The 15,674-nt window shown below is 72.2% G+C and carries 5 protein-coding genes; 1 reads left to right on the top strand and 4 read right to left on the bottom strand.

Going from position 1 to position 15,674, the window contains the following annotated elements; all coding sequences use genetic code 11:
* From ACIREI_RS02535 to ACIREI_RS02550, 4 genes are all read right to left on the bottom strand, one after another.
* On the bottom strand, positions 1-1,710 hold the full coding sequence (locus ACIREI_RS02535) for a sulfite reductase flavoprotein subunit alpha (protein WP_403326875.1): 1,710 nt from the start codon (positions 1,708-1,710) through the stop codon (positions 1-3).
* Between the two features lie 5 nt (positions 1,711-1,715).
* Positions 1,716-7,241 carry a glutamate synthase-related protein gene (locus tag ACIREI_RS02540; protein WP_403326523.1) on the bottom strand — a complete coding sequence of 1,842 codons (5,526 nt, stop codon included), beginning with the start codon at positions 7,239-7,241 and terminating at the stop codon, positions 1,716-1,718.
* 160 nt (positions 7,242-7,401) lie between these two features.
* Complete coding sequence (locus ACIREI_RS02545) at positions 7,402-9,861, bottom strand: SpoIIE family protein phosphatase (protein ID WP_403326526.1); 2,460 nt, start codon at positions 9,859-9,861, stop codon at positions 7,402-7,404.
* A gap of 179 nt (positions 9,862-10,040) precedes the next feature.
* A complete protein-coding gene (locus ACIREI_RS02550; RefSeq protein WP_403326529.1) occupies positions 10,041-12,116 on the bottom strand; it encodes a SpoIIE family protein phosphatase in 2,076 nt (691 codons plus the stop codon).
* 142 nt (positions 12,117-12,258) lie between these two features.
* On the opposite strand from ACIREI_RS02550, the gene ACIREI_RS02555 reads away from it, so the two are divergent.
* Positions 12,259-15,633, top strand: a complete 3,375-nt coding sequence (locus ACIREI_RS02555; protein ID WP_403326532.1) for a pyruvate carboxylase — start codon at positions 12,259-12,261, stop codon at positions 15,631-15,633.
* The last annotated feature ends 41 nt before the right edge of the window (positions 15,634-15,674 follow it).

The following is a 15,674-nucleotide window of genomic DNA, read 5'->3' on the forward strand; positions in this document are numbered from 1 at the left end:
TCAGTACACGTCCCGTACGTAGCGCTTCGCCCGCCGCAGGCCCGCCAGGTACTCCGCCGCGTCATCGTCACCGCGTCCGCGCTGCTCGGCGATGACGGACAGCAGGGCCGCCTCGACGTCCTTCGCCATACGGGAGGCGTCGCCGCAGACGTAGAGGTGGGCGCCGTCCTCCAGCCAGGCGTAGAGCTCGCGGGATCGTTCGCGCATCCGGGTCTGCACGTAGATCTTCTCGGCCTGGTCGCGTGAGAACGCCAGGTCCAGTTCGGTGAGTACGCCCCGGTCGCGCAAGGAGACCAGTTCGTCCTCGTACACGAAGTCCGTCTCGCGGTGCTGGTCGCCGAAGAACAGCCAGTTGCGGCCGGTGGCGCCCCGCGCGGCCCGCTCGTGCAGGAAGCCGCGGAAGGGGGCGATGCCCGTGCCGGGGCCGATCATGATCATCGGGGCGTCGTCGTCGGCCGGGACACCGAAGGAGGCGTTCGGCTGCACGAAGACGCTCACGGGCGAGTCCACGCGGTCCGCGAGGTAGGTCGACGCGACGCCCCCGTACCGGTCGCCGTACCGCACCGAGGCGACCGTGAGGTGGACGCGGCCCGCGTGGGCGAGCGGGCTCGACGAGATCGAGTACTGGCGTGCCTGCAACGGCCGTAGGAGCGGCAGGAGTTCGGCGAGACCCGGCGCGGCGGAACCGGCGTCCCGGAGCAGGTCGAGCACGTCCCGGCCCCAGAGCCAGGAGTCCAGGTCGGACCGGTCGCCGTGCGCGACGACCGAGGCGAGTTCGCTCGCCGGTGCCCGTTCCACGAGGTCCGCGATCAGCTCCTTCGACGGGGTGCGGATCTCACGCTCGGTGCGCAGCAGCTCGGCGGCCTCCTCGTCACCGCCCGCACCGAGGTGCCTCAGCAACTCCCCGACGAGAGCCGGGTCGTTCACCGGTACGACGGCCAGCGCGTCGCCCGCATCGTACGTGATGCCGCTGTCGCCGAGGTCGAACTCGTAGTGGCGGATCTCCTTCGCGCTGCGGGGTGAGGACAGCAGACGGTTCACCGCGAGCCGGGAGCGGTACGGATTGCGCTTGTTCCACTGGGAGCGCTGCGGCACGGCGGCCGGGGCTGCCTCCGTGGCGCCTCCCGACGCGCCGGTCTCCGCGACTAGACGCTCCAGCACCTCCGCCGTCCACTGCGCGGCGGGCTCCTCGAAGTCCACGTCGCAGTCGACGCGTTCGTGCAGCCGGGTCGCCCCGAGCTGCTCGAGGCGGGTGTCGATGACCTTCGCGGCCTGGCAGAAGTCGTCGTATCCCTGGTCGCCGAGCCCGAGGACCGCGTACCGCAGACCCTCCAGCCTCGGCGCCGTCTCGGCCTGGAGCGCCTCCCAGAACAGCCCGGCGTTGTCGGGCATCTCGCCCTCGCCGTACGTCGAGGTCACCACGATGACGTGGGACATCGCGGCGAGCCGCTCGGGCGTGACGTCGTCGAGCGCGGTGGCGGTGGAGCCGAGGCCGCGGGCACGGGCCCCGGCGACGAGCTCACCGGCGAGGAACTCGGCGTTGCCGGTCTGGGTGCCGAACAGGACGTCGATCGTCGCGGCGGGTGCGTCCGGCGCCGCGCCGTCCCGGCGTCCGGCGGCGGCGATCCCGGCGATGAACCCGGCGAGCCAGGCCTCCTGCTGGGCGGAGAACGGCGCGTCGGCCGGGATGAGGGACCCGGTCGGGGGCATGAGGGTCACGCGGTCACCGTCTCGGTCGGGGCCTGCGGCATGTGGCTGAGGCGTCCGGCGATGTCGTCGAGCGCCGCCGTCGCCAGCAGCTCGTCGAACCGGGCGGCGCGGACGCGGCCGGCGTTCTTGGTGTTCTGGTGCATGATCCAGCCGTAGGTTCCGGGCGCGTCCACGCTGAGGTTGTTCCGTTGCCGGAGCGCGTGCTTGTAGTCGTCGAGGCGCTTGATCGCGATGAGCGTGGCCAGCTCGCCGTCGTCGAACCGCTCCAGCGTGCCGCGCAGATACTTCACGACCCGCTGCTTGACGAAGAAGTCCTCGGTGAGGACGAGGTTGCGGACGGCCTCCGCCACGCGCGGATCGTCCGGGCCACTCGCCCCGGGCACCCGCTTGAGCGCGAGGTCCTGCGCGACGCCGAGCACCGTGTACGACGACAGCAGCGAGAACATGTCGTCGCTGCCCTGATCGCCGAACGCCGGGGCACGACCACCGAGCACGGTGCGCCGGTCGCGGTAGTCGACCTTGAACGCGCGCAGCTTGTCGGAGGCGATCGAGGTCGCCAGCTCGTCGAGGAGTTCGTTGCGGGTCGCCGCGGCGAGGATTTCCGTCGCGTCCTGGTACAGCAGCAGCGCGCGGGGCATCCCGCAGTACACGTGCCGCCGTTCGCCCTCCCAGTCCTCCAGCAGCCGTGCCGCGAGCGGGGAGCCGGTCGCCTCCAGGTGCCATGCCAGCAGCAGCCGTACGGCCGCCTCGTGGAAGGCGCCGTGCTCGGTGTCGGTCACCGGGAAGACGAGGAGTGAATCGGCGCTCACCCGGTCGCGGATTTCGCCCGACGGGTCGTACTGGTACAGGAACCCGCCGCTCATGCCGTTGCCCAGGCCCTTGCCGAAGCCGCCGAGGTTGAGCACGGTGCCGCCGGTCATGTACTCGCAGCCGAAGTCGCCGAGGCCCTCGACGACCGCGGTCGCGCCCGAGTTCCGCACGGCGAACCGGTCACCGGCCTCACCCTGCACGAACGTCCGGCCGCCGGTCGCGCCGAACAGCGCGAAGTTCCCGACGAGCACGTTGCCACCGCGCTCGGCGCTGCCGCCGCCCGGGGCGCGGACGACGATCCGCCCGCCGCTCTGGCTCTTGCCGACGCCGTCGTTGGCGGTGCCGGTGTGTTCGAGGGTGATGCCGTCGTTGCAGAACACGCCGTACGACTGTCCGGCGGAGCCGGTGGTGCGGATGCGGACGGCGTCGTCGACGAGGCGGTGGCGGCCGCGGTCGTCGCAGGTGACGGCGGGTGCGCCCACGGGGTCGATCTCGTGGTTGAGGAGCCGCTCGACGTCGATGGAGAGCTGACCGCCGACCGACTTGTCGCTGTTGCCGAGGCGGATGCCGTCGATGAGCAGGGACGGTTCGCGCCGGTCGAGGAGCGCTTCCCTGACGCGCTCGATGAGGGCGTCGTCGGTGGTGAAGTCCTTCTCCAGGTACTCCGGGTCCGCTACGGCCTTCTCGGGCACGCGCGCGAGCAGACGACGGACGTCGAGGCGCCCCACGCTCGCCGGGTGGTCGAGGAGTTGCAGCAGGTCCGTGCGTCCCCGGGCCTCCCGCAGGGACCGCAGACCCAGGCGGGCGAGGATCTGCCGGACGTCGTGCGCGATGTTGAGCAGGTACTGCGCCAGCGCGCGCGGATCGCCCTCGAAGACCTCGGGGTTCGTGGTGAGCCCGGCCGGGCACTTGACGTTGCAGTTCTTCGCCATGACGCAGCCGAGCATCATCAGCGCGGTCGTACCGAACTCGAAGCTGTCGGCGCCGAGGAGAGCGGAGGTGACGACGTCGCCGCCGGTCTGGTGCGCGCCGGAACAACGGAGTACGACCTTCTGGCGGAGCCCGTTCGCGACGAGCGCCTGGTGCACCTCGGCGACGCCGATCTCCGCCGAACGCCCCGCGTACTTCAGGCTCGTGACGGCCGCGGCACCCGTGCCGCCGGTGTTCCCGGCGACGTTGATGACATCCGCGCCGGCCTTGGCGACGCCGACCGCGATGGTGCCGATGCCCTCCGAGGACACCAGCTTCACGATCACCCGTACCCGGGCGGCCTTGCAGTCGTGGATGAGCTGCGCGAGGTCCTCGATCGAGTACGTGTCGTGGTGCGGGGGAGGGGAGATGAGCTCGATGCCCGGGGTGCCGCCACGCGCCGCCGCGATGTCGACGGTGACCTTCGGCGCGGGCAGCTGACCGCCCTCGCCGGGCTTGGCACCCTGCCCGATCTTGATCTCCAGCTCCTGAAGCATCGGGTCGGCGAGATAGCCCGCCCAGATGCCGAACCGGCCCGACGCGAACTGCTTGATCCGGGAACCGCGGATGGTGCCGTACCGGGTGTGGTGCTCGCCGCCCTCACCGCTGTTCGACATCGCGCCGACCATGTTCGTGCCGTGCGCGACGGCCTCGTGCGCGGTCGCCACGAGCGCGCCGTGGCTCATCGCGCCGGAGGCGAGCGAGCGGGTGATCTCGTGGGCGGGCTGGACCTCGTCGAGGGGAACGCTGTCGGGGGCGCGGTCGAGGAGGGTGAGGAGGCGGGCGGCGGTGCCGGTGGCCGTGACGGTGACGCCGTCCTCGGTCACCTCCACCGTCTCGACCTGACCGGGATACGCGAGGGCGAGTCCGTCGGCGAGGGCGGCGTGGCGGTCGGCTCTTCCTCCGTTGAGGCCCAGCCGGACGGTGGAGCCGTCCGCGACGGACACGGTGACTCCGCGGACCGTCACGCTCGCGTTGCCGGCCGTCGAGAAACGGCCCAGCTCGCGCGCGAAGTCCTCCGGCGTACGCAGCCCGGTCACATCCGCGGGCAGCGCGAGCACATCACGCAGCGCGGACGGTCGGCGTGAGCGCTCCTCGTGCGTGGTCCGCAGGAAGGCGCGGTACCCGGGCGTGATCCGGAACGCGTCGATCTCGGCGTCGCTGAGGGCGTCGTAGCCGGTGTTGCGGTAGGCGGCGTCGGTGATGCCGAAGGCGTCGTCGAGCTGGCCGAGGGTGAGCAGGCGCAGCGCGTCGGGGTCACCGTCCTTGCCGAACTCGGGCTTCTCCTCGGTCATGTCGCCGAAGCCCCGCACGGCCGTGACGCCGAACGAGTGCCCGGCCCCGTCCGACCGCTCCTTGAACAGTCCGAGCAGCGGGATCTGCTGGTCGCTCTCGACCGTACGAGCCCGCTCGTGCCACTCCGTCGCGGCCTGCGCGATCCGGGTGAAGCCGACACCACCGACCGGGGCATCCATGTGCGGGAAGATCCGCGCGAAGATGTCGTCGCGGGTGTCGAGGTAGTTCGGTTCGAAGAACTCGCCGCCGATGTAGCTCTCGGCGGTGCACAGCCCGACCCGGCCCATGGTCTTCGCGAGCGACTTCTCGGCGGCCTTGCGGAACTTGGCCAGCGCCCGGTCGGTCTCCGTGATCTCGCCCGCGGGCGCGGCGGCACTCGGGTACTTCTCCTCGGCGCGCAGCCGCGCGCTGAGGCTGTAGACGGCGGAGGCACCGAAGCCGAGCGCGGTGGCGACATGGTGGGACGAGGCCAGCTGACCGCTCTCGGCGACGATCGACACGCGCAGCCGCAGTCCCGTCTCGATGAGCCGCTGGTTCACGGCCGCGACGGCGAGGATCACGGGCAGCGGCGCGCGCGTCGACGAGACCGCCCGGTCGGTGAGGAGCGCGATGCCGCCCCCCTCGCCGGCGAACCGCTCGACGTCGTCGCAGAGTCGCTCCAGCGCGGCCCGCAGCGCGTCGGCGTTGGCGCACTCGTCCCCGGCCACCGGCTCGTAGAGCATGCCGAACCGCTCCAGCGGCACGATCCGCTGATCCCGCAGCCGGACCATGTCGAGGTGCCCGAGCACGGGCGACGACACGACGAGCTGCCGCCCGTTGGTCTCGTGGGTCCCGTCGGGCTTCGGCCCGAGGGCGACCCGCATGCTCATGCCGTCGGCCTCGCGGATGCTGTCCAGCGGCGGGTTCGTCACCTGGGCGAAGCGCTGCGAGAAGTACTTCGCCATACCGCCCTCGGTGTCGCTGAGCGCGTTGATGGCGTTGCCGTATCCCATCGCCGAGATGCGTTCCGAGCCGTCGGCGAGCATCGGGTCGAGCATGAACCGGAAGCTCTCCTGGTTCAGCGAGTACGCCACATACCGCCCGGCGAGCGTGAGGTCACCGTCGTACCCGAGCGTCGTCGTGCCGCGATAGTAGTCGGGGGCTGGCAGGTCGTCGAGGTTCACCCGGGCCGCGGCGAGCAGTTCGCTGTACGGCCGACGCGCGGCGAGGGCGTCCAGCACCTCGCGGGTGCGCATCCGGCGGCCGGTGCGGTGGTCGACGACGAGCATGCCGCCGGCCTCGATACGGCTGCGGTGCACGACCTCGTCGTCGGGGAACGCGACCTGCCCGGCCTCCGACGCCACCATCAGGTACTCGGCGGTCTCGACGGTACGCAGCGGACGCAGGCCGAGCCGGTCGAGGCGGGCGCCGACGACGTCGCCGTCGCTGAAGATCACGGCGGCCGGACCGTCGTTCTTCTCCTCGTACAGCGAGAAGTACTCCAGCATGTCCCGGACGGCGGCGGGCAGGGCGCGGTCGTTCTCCCAGGCGGGCGGCATGAGCGAGACGACCGCCTCGACGAGGTCCAGGCCGTCGTCGAACACCCGGCTCTGCAGGGTCTGGTCGAGCCGGCTGGAGTCGGACTGTCCCGGCGGCCGCACGATGCTCCGGGTGCGGGCACGCGCGAGCGCCTCGTCGGACAGGCGGTTCTTGCGGTCGGTGTTGAGCTCGCCGTTGTGCGCCATGAGGCGGAACGGCTGCGCCATGGTCGGGTGCGGCTCGGTGTTCGTGGAGAACCGGGTGTGGAAGTACAGGGACCTGACGGAGTGCCGCGGATCGCACAGGTCGCGGAAGTACCCGATGACCTCACCGGAGTTGAGGCGGCCCTTGAGTACCTGCGTGCGCGCGCTCAACGACAGCGGGTACAGCCCCGCGTACGACGTGTCGTCGGCGTAGGCGACGGCTTCGACGGCGAGCAGGGCGCGGTGGGCGGCGGCGTCGACGTCGGCGCGCTCCCATCCCTCGGGGGCGCGGAACACCCACTGCACGATGGGCAGTTGGTACTGCTCGGCCGCGGGCCGGGCCACCGTGTGATCCACGGGCACGTCGCGGACCAGCAGGACGTCGAAGCCCTGCTCGGCGATGCTGCGGCCGACCAGGTCCACGGCGCCGTCGCGGCGCCCGGCGTCGGTCGGCACGAAGCAGTTGGCGACACCGAAGTGCCCGGCCCGCAGGCTCTCGCCGGTGATCGCGGAGAAGAACTCCACCGACAGGTCGACGCTCACGCCCGCGCCGTCGCCGACACCCTCGGCGGACGCGCCGCCACGGTGCGGGATGGCGCAGAGCGCTTCGTCGCCCTTGCGGATGACGTCATGACTCGGCGTCCCGTCGAGGCGGGTGATGAAGCCGACGCCGCAGTCGCTGTGGTCGCGGGCAGGGTCGTACAGACCGAAGGCCGAGGAGGATACGTGATTCAAGTGGCGGGTCCTGTGAGCGGGTTCCGGCTGGGGTACCTCCCAGGCCCTTGGGGCACTGGGGGAGGAACGGCCAGGCTGCGTCGGTGAAGCGCTCGCCGCGGGCGGACCGGTGTGGCGGTCGACGCCCTGAAGTGGTGCGATTGAGAACGGTAAGCCTTACCTAACTTCCACCGCAAGTGTGTGCCCTGCGCATATGCGCGGGCAGCGGCTGCTCGGCCCAGATGGTCTTCCGGTTGCGGCCGTAGCGCGTGCCCCACCGCTCGGACAGCTGGGCCACCAGGAACAGGCCACGCCCGCCCTCGTCGGTGCCGCGGGCCTGGCGCAGATGGGGAGAGGTGCTGCTGGTGTCGGAGACCTCGCAGATGAGGTGGCCGTTGCGGATCAGCCGCAGCAGCACCGGGCCGCCGGCGTACCGGTAGGCGTTGGTGACCAGTTCGCTCACGATCAGTTCGGTGGTGAACGCGAACTCCTCCAGCCCCCACTCGGTCAGCCGATCCCGCACCAGCGACCGGGCCCGGCCGGCCGCGGTGGGCTCCGCCGACAGCTGCCAGGTCGCCACGTTCTCCGCCGCCAGCACCCGGGTGCGGCCCAGCAGCAGCGTGACGTCGTCGGCGGGCCGGTCGGGCAGCATCGCGTCCTCCACCGCCTTGCAGGTCTGCTCCAGTGAATGGAACGGACCGCCCAGCGCGGAGAGCAGCAGTGCCAGCCCCTGGTCGATGTCGCGGTTGTCGGCCAGCAGGAGACCGTCGCTGTACAGGGCGATCAGGCTGCCCTCGTCGAGTTCGAGCTCGGCCGTCTCGAACGGCAGCCCGCCCAGACCGAGCGGTGGTCCGGCGGGCAGGTCGATCGGGCGCACCCGGCCGTCCGGCCCCACCACGGTCGGCGGCGGGTGCCCCGCGCGGGCCATGGCGCAGTGCCGGGAGACCGGATCGTAGATCGCGTACAGGCAGGTCGCGCCCACGATCTGCGGTGTGTTCCCGTCGGCCTGCCGCTGTTCGGTGGCCAAGTGGTCCACCAGGTCGTCGAGCCGGGCGAGGACCTCGTCCGGGGCCAGGTCGAGATGGGCCAGCGTGTGCACGGCGGCACGCAGCCGGCCCATGGTCGCCGAGGCGTGCATGCCGTGGCCGACGACATCGCCGACGACCAGTGCGACGCGCAGTCCCGACAGAGGGATGACGTCGAACCAGTCTCCGCCGACACCGGTGGAGGCATGCGCGGGCAGGTAGTGGTGCGCCGTGTCGACCGCCGGATGCTCGGGCACCTCGCTCGGCAGCAGGCTGCGCTGGAGGGCCTCGGCGGCGTTGTGCTGCTGGGTGTAGCGGCGGGCGTTGTCGATGCAGACCGCGGCCCGGGCGGCGAACTCCTCCGCCAGGGTGAGGTCGTCCTCCTCGAACGGCTCCGCCCGCTGCGAGCGCCACAGGCAGACCAGGCCGAGAACCACACCGCGTGCGGCCAGCGGCACCACCATCAGCGAGTGGACACCCAGCGCGAGCGCCTTCTCGGCCCGTGCAGGGTCGACCGAGAACCATCCGCGGTTGGCCTCCAGAAGGGGTTCCAGGACCGGACGCCGCTCGGCCAGGCAGCGGGCCGGCGCGGTGTCCTCGGGGAAGGAGAACAGATGGCCCTCGGGATACATCACCTGCAGGGCCTCGGGCCGGACGCCGCGCACCGCCATCCTGCGCAGCGGGCCGGTGGCCTCGGGAGCCGGCTCCTCCCCACGCGTCACGGGCTCCAGCAGATCCACCGAGAGGGCGTCGGCGAGCGCGGGAACCGCCGCCTCGGCCAGCTCGCGCGCCGTCCTGGCCACGTCCAGGGTGCTCCCGATCCTGGCACCGGCCTCGTTGAGCAGCGCGAGCCGCCGACGCGCCCGATGGCGGTCGGTGACGTCCTCGACGATCTCGGTGACGCCCAGCACCCTGCCGGAGGGGTCCTGCATCCGGAAGGCGGACACCGAGACGATCAGCTCCTTCTGGGGGTCCCGCAGCAACCGGCAGGGCTGCTCGGCGAAGATCAGGGGCTCGCCCGTCCGCAGAACCCGCCGGAGCCGCTGCTCGATCAGTTCCGCGTCCGGGCCGAGCAGGAAGTCGGAGGTGCGGCGCCCGCGGTACCCCTCGGTCGGAAGTCCGCCGAACCGCGCGATCGCCCGGTTCACCCGCACCACGCGCAGGTCGGGGCCGAGGACGGCGACGCCCACGGGGGACCGGCTGAAGAAGCCGTCCAGCACCGCGCGGTCGATCTCCCACTGGGCGATGTCCTCGGCGAGCGAGCCGATGAGGAGCCACTCGACGGTGGCGTCCAGTCGCTGGACCCGTCGGGCTCTGAACCCCACGTACACGCGGTGGCCCGCGCGATTGCGGACCGGCAGCAGCCCGAACCAGCCGTGCTCCCGCAGACACGCGGCGGTCGCCTCGCCGATGACGGCGTCGTCCGCGCGGTCGACGAGAACCTCGCGCACCGGCCGGCCCAGCACCTCGTCCGCCCGGTACCCGAGGAGCGCGGTGGCCTGTTCGCTCCAGGCGACGACCCGTCCGCGGCCGTCCAGCACGGCCGACGCGGATCGGTGCACCGAGAACGGATCGTCCGGGCTCTCGCTGAGCGACGTAGGGGATGTGTTGTGCATCGCCCACCCATCTCGCGCCGTTCGCGGCGCCCTGGTGCGGCGGCCCGGGCGCCCCTGCCGTTGCGCATGCCTGTCGTGCAGTGGCTCACTCCAGTATCGGCCGTGCGGGCACCGAGTGCTTCGTCGTCACGGCCGGGACGGTCCGCCGGGTGCTGCCCGTGACGGTGCGACGCCCGGGGTCACCGGGGCAGGGCGCGGGCGAGAAGTACCGCCACGTCGTCGTCCGCCGCTTCGGGCATGACGTGGGCCAGCAGGCCGTCGCAGAGCTCCTCCAGAGGGCGGCCGGGGCGCCGCAGGGCCTGGGCCAGGCGGCGCATGCCCTGGTCGAGGTCCGTGCCGCGGGCCTCGATCAGACCGTCGGTGTACGTCACCAGGAGGCTGTGCGGCGGCAAGGGCACCCGCTGGACATCGCGGTCCTGCCGGCCCACGCCGAGCGGCGGTCCCGTGGGTCCGTCCAGGAAAGCGACCGTGCCCCGCTCGTCGGCGAACACGGGGGGCGGGTGGCCCGCCCTGGCGATCAGACAGTGGCCGGTGGCCGGATCGTGAACGGCGTACAGGCAGGTGGCCATCTCGTTGTCGCCCAGATCGGCCACCGCGGCGTCCAGGGCGCGCAGCACCTGGTCGGGCGGGGTGTCCCGGCGTGCCAGGGTCCGTACCGCCGTGCGCAGCTGGCCCATGACCGCCGCGGCGTGGATGCCGTGCCCCATCACATCGCCGATCACCAGGGCGGTCCGGTCGTCCGGCAGGGCGATGGCGTCGAACCAGTCGCCGCCGACCTCGTGGTCGCCGGCCGGGAGGTAGCGACCGGTGAGTTCCAGCCCGCTGACGGTGGGCAGGGCGGTGTTCATCAGGCTGCGCTGGAGAGTGAGGGCCGCGTCGCGTTCGCGGCTGTACATGCGCGCGTTGTCGATGTTCAGCGCGGCCCGGGCGACCAGCTCGTCGATCAACAGGGTGTCCTGGTCGTCGAACGGCTCCCGGCCGCGCGTGCGGGTCACCACCACCGCGCCGAGCACGGTGCCCCGGGCCACCAGCGGCACCAGGCGTGCCGCGCCCACGCGGGCGTACAGGTACTCCCGCAGCCGTTCGGCGCCGGGCGTGGGAATCAGCGGGCCGATGTCGCCCAGGTAGAGGTTCATGGGCCGCCCGGCGCTGATGACCTGCTCGTACACCGAGCCGGGCGGGACCTGCATGGTCATGCCGACCGCGAGATGGTCGGCCGGTGCGGCCGGATCGGTGAAGGCCGCCGCGGCGCGGCGGACCACGCCGTGCGCCGACGCGGCGGTCTCGTCCGGGGCGATCGCCTCCTCCAGCAGCTGGACGTCGGCGGAGTCGGCCAGCCGGGGCACCAGGACGCGGACCACCTCCTGCGCCGTCTGCGTCAGATCCAAAGTGGACCCCATCTGCGTGCCCGCCTCCGCCAGCAGCGCGAGACGCCGCCGTGCCCGCTCCGCCTCCAGATGGGCCCGCTGCCCCTCCGTGATGTCGATCAGCGACGCGATCACGCCCATCCGCCGGCCGGCCCCGCCGAGCAAGGGGGCGTAGGAGCAGGACCACGTCCGCGTCCGTTCCGGGTCCGACGCGCCGGAGGTATAGCGGAAGTCGACCACCGCCTCACCCCGGTCCAGGACCTGCCGCATCACCGACTCCAGCGCGCCGGCGCCGGGGGCGATCTCGGTCACGCGTCTGCCGACGTGCTCCGCCACCGGGACGCCGTCGATCCGGGCCAGGGCCTCGTTGACCCGCAGGAAACGCAGGTCGGGGCCGAGCATGGCCAGGCCGATGGGGGACTGCGTGAACAGGCCCTCCAGCGCGGCCAGCGCGTCCCGCATCCGTTCCACGGCGGATGTCTCCGCCGCGATGGCCAGCACACCCGTACGCCCCCGAGCGTCCGCGATCGGGCAGTGCCACATCTCCATGTCGATGAGGGTCCCGTCGCGATGCCGGACGGGCAGCCGTGCGACCACCGCGGCACCCGTCTGCACGGTCCGGCCCAGCCGGTCGGCCAGTTCCAGGTTCTCCTCGGGCACGAGCAGGCGTCTGGCGTCCTGGCCCACCATCTGCTCCGGCGTGTGACCGAGCAGGTCCTGCGCGGCCAGTGACCACTGCGCCACGAGCCCGTCGGCATCGACCACCCACAGCGCGAGCGGCAGCAGGTCCTGGAACACCCCCGCATGCCCCACCGCGGACGTGCGCCGGTCCGGCGTTTCGCCGATCGCATCGTGGGCACGTGCACCGCGGTGACTCGCGCTGGTCATGAGGGCACCTCGCTCACCTCACCCTTGACCCGGGAGGCTCAAGGACAGCCTAGGCCGCAAGTGGCCCGGCTCACATGGCGTGAAAGAGGCGCCGCCGACACCATGGGTGCTCTCCGTCACCGGCAGGCTGAAGGGATCAAGAATGTTCCGCAAGGTGCTGGTCGCCAACCGCGGCGAGATCGCGATTCGTGCGTTTCGCGCAGGCTACGAGCTCGGCGCGCGCACCGTCGCCGTCTTCCCGCACGAGGACCGCAACTCCCTGCACCGGCTGAAGGCCGACGAGGCCTACGAGATCGGCCAGCCGGGACATCCGGTTCGGGCCTATCTCTCTGTGGAGGAGATCGTCCGCGCGGCGCGCCGCGCGGGAGCGGACGCCGTCTACCCGGGGTACGGGTTCCTGTCCGAGAACCCCGATCTGGCCCGGGCGTGCGAGGAGGCGGGCATCACGTTCGTCGGGCCGAGCGCGGACATCCTGGAGCTGACCGGGAACAAGGCGCGCGCGGTGGCCGCGGCCCGCGAGGCCGGCGTGCCGGTGCTGGGTTCCTCGGAGCCGTCCACCGACGTGGATGCCCTCGTCGCCGCCGCAGAGAGCATCGGCTTCCCCGTGTTCGTCAAGGCGGTCGCGGGCGGCGGAGGGCGCGGCATGCGCCGGGTCGAGGAGCCCGCCCAGCTGCGCGAGGCCATCGAGGCGGCGTCCCGTGAGGCGGCGTCCGCGTTCGGCGACTCCACGGTCTTCCTGGAGAAGGCCGTCGTCGAGCCCCGCCACATCGAGGTGCAGATCCTCGCCGACGGGCAGGGCAACGTCATCCACCTGTTCGAGCGGGACTGTTCGGTGCAGCGCCGCCACCAGAAGGTGATCGAGCTGGCGCCCGCACCCAACCTCGACCCGGCGCTGCGCGAGCGGATCTGCGCCGACGCCGTGCGGTTCGCCCGGCAGATCGGCTACCGCAACGCCGGCACCGTCGAGTTCCTCCTCGACCGCGACGGCAACCACGTCTTCATCGAGATGAACCCGCGCATCCAGGTCGAGCACACGGTGACCGAGGAGGTCACCGACGTCGACCTGGTGCAGTCGCAGCTGCGCATCGCCGCCGGCGAGACACTGGCCGATCTCGGCCTCGCCCAGGAGACGGTCACCCTGCGCGGCGCCGCGCTGCAGTGCCGTATCACCACGGAGGACCCGGCCAACGGCTTCCGCCCCGACACCGGCCGGATCAGCGCCTACCGTTCACCGGGCGGCTCGGGCATCCGCCTGGACGGCGGCACCACCCACGCCGGTACGGAGATCAGCGCGCACTTCGACTCCATGCTGGTCAAACTCACCTGCCGGGGCCGGGACTTCACCACCGCGGTGGGCCGCGCCCGGCGTGCCGTGGCCGAGTTCCGCATCCGCGGCGTGGCCACCAACATCCCCTTCCTGCAGGCCGTCCTTGACGACCCCGACTTCCGGGCCGGCCAGGTCACCACGTCGTTCATCGAGCGGCGCCCGCACCTGCTCACCGCCCGCCACTCCGCCGACCGCGGCACGAAGCTGCTCACCTACCTGGCCGACGTCACGGTCAACAAGCCGCACGGCGAACGGCCCGACCTGATCGACCCGTTGACCAAGCTGCCCGCGCTGCCGGCCGGTGAGCCGCCGGCCGGGTCCCGGCAGCGGCTCGCCGAACTCGGTCCGGAGGGCTTCGCGAGCTGGCTGCGCGCCTCGCCGACCATCGGCGTCACCGACACCACGTTCCGCGACGCCCACCAGTCGCTGCTGGCCACCCGGGTGCGCACCAAGGACATGCTCGCCGTCGCCCCGGTCGTGGCCCGCACCCTGCCCCAGCTGCTGTCCCTGGAGTGCTGGGGCGGCGCGACCTACGACGTCGCCCTGCGCTTCCTCGCCGAGGACCCGTGGGAGCGCCTGGCGGCCCTGCGGGAGGCGGCACCGAACATCTGTCTCCAGATGCTGCTGCGCGGCCGCAACACCGTCGGCTACACGCCGTACCCCACCGAAGTGACCGACGCCTTCGTGCAGGAGGCGGCCGCCACCGGCATCGACATCTTCCGCATCTTCGACGCCCTCAACGACGTCGAACAGATGCGGCCCGCCATCGAGGCCGTACGGGAGACCGGAACGGCCGTCGCGGAGGTGGCCCTGTGCTACACCTCCGACCTGTCCGACCCGTCCGAGCGCCTGTACACCCTGGACTACTACCTGCGCCTGGCCGAGCAGATCGTGAACGCGGGCGCCCACGTGCTCGCCGTCAAGGACATGGCCGGTCTGCTGCGGGCACCGGCCGCGGCGACTCTCGTATCGGCCCTGCGCCGGGAGTTCGACCTGCCGGTGCACATCCACACCCACGACACCGCGGGCGGTCAGCTCGCCACCTACCTCGCCGCGATCCAGGCCGGCGCGGACGCGGTGGACGGGGCGGTGGCCTCCATGGCCGGTACGACCTCGCAGCCGTCGCTGTCCGCGCTCGTGGCCGCGACCGACCACTCCGACCGGCCCACCGGCCTCGACCTCCAGGCCGTCGGCGACCTGGAGCCGTACTGGGAGAGCGTGCGCAAGGTGTACGCCCCCTTCGAGGCGGGCCTCGCCTCGCCGACCGGCCGCGTCTACCACCACGAGATCCCCGGCGGGCAGCTGTCCAACCTGCGCACCCAGGCGGTCGCGCTGGGACTGGGCGACCGCTTCGAGGAGATCGAGGCGATGTACGCCGCCGCCGACCGGATGCTCGGCCGCCTGGTGAAGGTCACCCCCTCCTCCAAGGTGGTCGGCGACCTGGCACTGCACCTGGTCGGCGCCGGCGTGTCCCCGAAGGACTTCGAGGCGGAACCGGACCGGTTCGACATCCCCGACTCCGTCATCGGCTTCCTGCGCGGCGAGCTGGGCACCCCGCCCGGCGGCTGGCCCGAGCCGTTCCGCAGCAAGGCGCTGCAGGGCCGCGCCGAGGCCAAGCCGGTGCAGGAACTGAGCGCCGACGACCGCAAGGGACTGGCCAAGGACCGGCGCGCGACGCTCAACCGGCTGCTGTTCCCCGGGCCGACGCGCGAGTTCGACACGCACCGCGACACCTACGGCGACACCAGCGTGCTGGACAGCAAGGACTTCTTCTACGGGCTGCGCCCGGGCAAGGAGTACGCCGTCGACCTCGAACGCGGGGTGCGGCTGCTGATCGAGTTGCAGGCCGTCGGCGACGCCGACGAACGCGGCATGCGCACCGTGATGTCGTCCCTGAACGGCCAGTTGCGGCCGATCCAGGTCCGCGACCGGGCGGCCGCCTCGGACGTCCCGGTGACGGAGAAGGCCGACCGCGCCAACCCCGGCCATGTCGCGGCGCCGTTCGCCGGCGTGGTGACCCTCACGGTCGCGGAGGGCGAGGAGGTGGCGGCCGGTGCCACGGTGGCCACCATCGAGGCGATGAAGATGGAAGCGTCGATCACCGCCGCGAAGTCCGGCAGGGTGGCCCGACTGGCCATCAACCGCATCCAGCAGGTCGAGGGCGGCGATCTTCTGGTGGAACTCGCCTGAGCCGGGTCACGAGCGCCGTCGCGCCCCGCGCAGGGGAGTCT

This window comes from Streptomyces sp. NPDC093591 (assembly GCF_044764885.1).
In the GTDB taxonomy this organism is placed as follows: Bacteria; Actinomycetota; Actinomycetes; order Streptomycetales; family Streptomycetaceae; genus Streptomyces.

Bases quoted from the DNA above. Each gene is read 5' to 3' on its own strand.
- ACIREI_RS02555 (WP_403326532.1), top strand. From the start codon at position 12,259: ATGTTCCGCAAGGTGCTGGTCGCCAACCGCGGCGAGATCGCGATTCGT.
- ACIREI_RS02535 (WP_403326875.1), bottom strand. From the start codon at position 1,710: ATGCCCCCGACCGGGTCCCTCATCCCGGCCGACGCGCCGTTCTCCGCC.
- ACIREI_RS02550 (WP_403326529.1), bottom strand. From the start codon at position 12,116: ATGACCAGCGCGAGTCACCGCGGTGCACGTGCCCACGATGCGATCGGC.
- ACIREI_RS02545 (WP_403326526.1), bottom strand. From the start codon at position 9,861: ATGCACAACACATCCCCTACGTCGCTCAGCGAGAGCCCGGACGATCCG.